Source organism: Ruegeria sp. CF5 (assembly GCF_056537325.1).
This window is the reverse complement of record NZ_JBQFRI010000029.1, coordinates 1-1,318: the sequence shown is the minus strand read 5'-3', so window position 1 is coordinate 1,318 and position 1,318 is coordinate 1. Positions and strand designations below refer to the sequence as shown.

Here is a 1,318-nt window from a genome sequence, read left to right as displayed (position 1 = left end):
GAAACGGCGCCATTGTGGCGCCGTTTGCGTGTCTCAAAGAGGGTCTCTTCACAGATTTGGATAGATCGGGAAGCGGGCGCAGAGGGCGGCGACTTCGGCCCGGACCTTGGCCTCGACGGCGCTGTTGCCGTCTTCGCCATTGGCCGCCAGACCGTCCACAACCTCGATGATCCAGTCGGCGATCTGGCGGAATTCGGCCTCGCCGAACCCACGGGTGGTGCCGGCGGGCGAGCCCAGGCGGATGCCGCTGGTGATCGTCGGCTTTTCCGGATCAAACGGCACACCGTTCTTGTTGCAGGTGATATGCGCACGGCCCAGAGCCTTTTCGGTGGCGTTGCCCTTGACGCCCTTGGGGCGCAGATCGACCAGCACCACGTGGGTGTCGGTGCCGTGGGTCACCGTGTCCAGACCGCCCTTGATCAGCTGATCCGACAGCGCCTGTGCGTTGGTGACGACCTGGCTGATGTAATCCTTGAACGCGGGCTGCAGCGCCTCGCCAAAGGCAACCGCCTTGGCCGCGATCACATGCATCAGCGGGCCGCCCTGAATGCCGGGGAAGATGGCCGAGTTCACCTTCTTGGCGATCGCCTCGTCATTGGTCAGGATCATGCCGCCGCGCGGGCCGCGCAGGGTCTTGTGCGTGGTGGTGGTGGCCACGTGCGCGTGCGGGAAGGGGCTGGGATGCGCGCCTGTCGCCACCAGACCGGCGATATGGGCCATGTCCACGTGCAGATAGGCGCCGACCATGTCCGCGATCTGACGCATGCGGGCAAAGTCGATCTGGCGCGGAATGGCCGAGCCGCCTGCGATGATCAGCTTGGGCTGGTGTTCTTTCGCCAGCGCCTCGATCTGGTCATAGTCGATCAGGTTGTCCTGCTGGCGCACGCCGTAATGCACCGCGTTGAACCACTTGCCCGACTGGTTGGGGGCCGCGCCGTGGGTCAGGTGACCGCCGGCATCCAGGCTCATGCCCAAAATGGTGTCGCCGGGTTTGATCAGTGCCTGAAACACACCCTGGTTGGCCTGGCTGCCCGAGTTCGGCTGGACGTTGGCAAAACCGCAGCCGAACAGTTCCTTGGCGCGGTCGATGGCCAGGTTCTCGGCGATATCAACGAACTGGCAACCGCCATAGTACCGACGACCGGGATAGCCTTCGGCGTATTTGTTGGTCATCACCGAGCCCTGCGCCTCCATCACGGCGGCGCTGACGATGTTCTCGCTGGCGATCAGCTCGATCTCGTCGCGCTGGCGACCAAGCTCAGACGTGATCGAGCCGAAAAGCTCGGGGTCACGCTCCGAAAGAGACTGGGTAAAGAAA

The 1,318-nt window shown here is 63.9% G+C and carries 1 protein-coding gene; it reads right to left on the bottom strand.

The window, feature by feature from the left end; genetic code table 11:
• Positions 1-48: 48 nt before the first annotated feature.
• Positions 49-1,318 (bottom strand): serine hydroxymethyltransferase (gene glyA, locus ACR0NW_RS23960; RefSeq protein WP_480453306.1); only part of this gene is annotated, 1,270 nt, incomplete at its 5' end.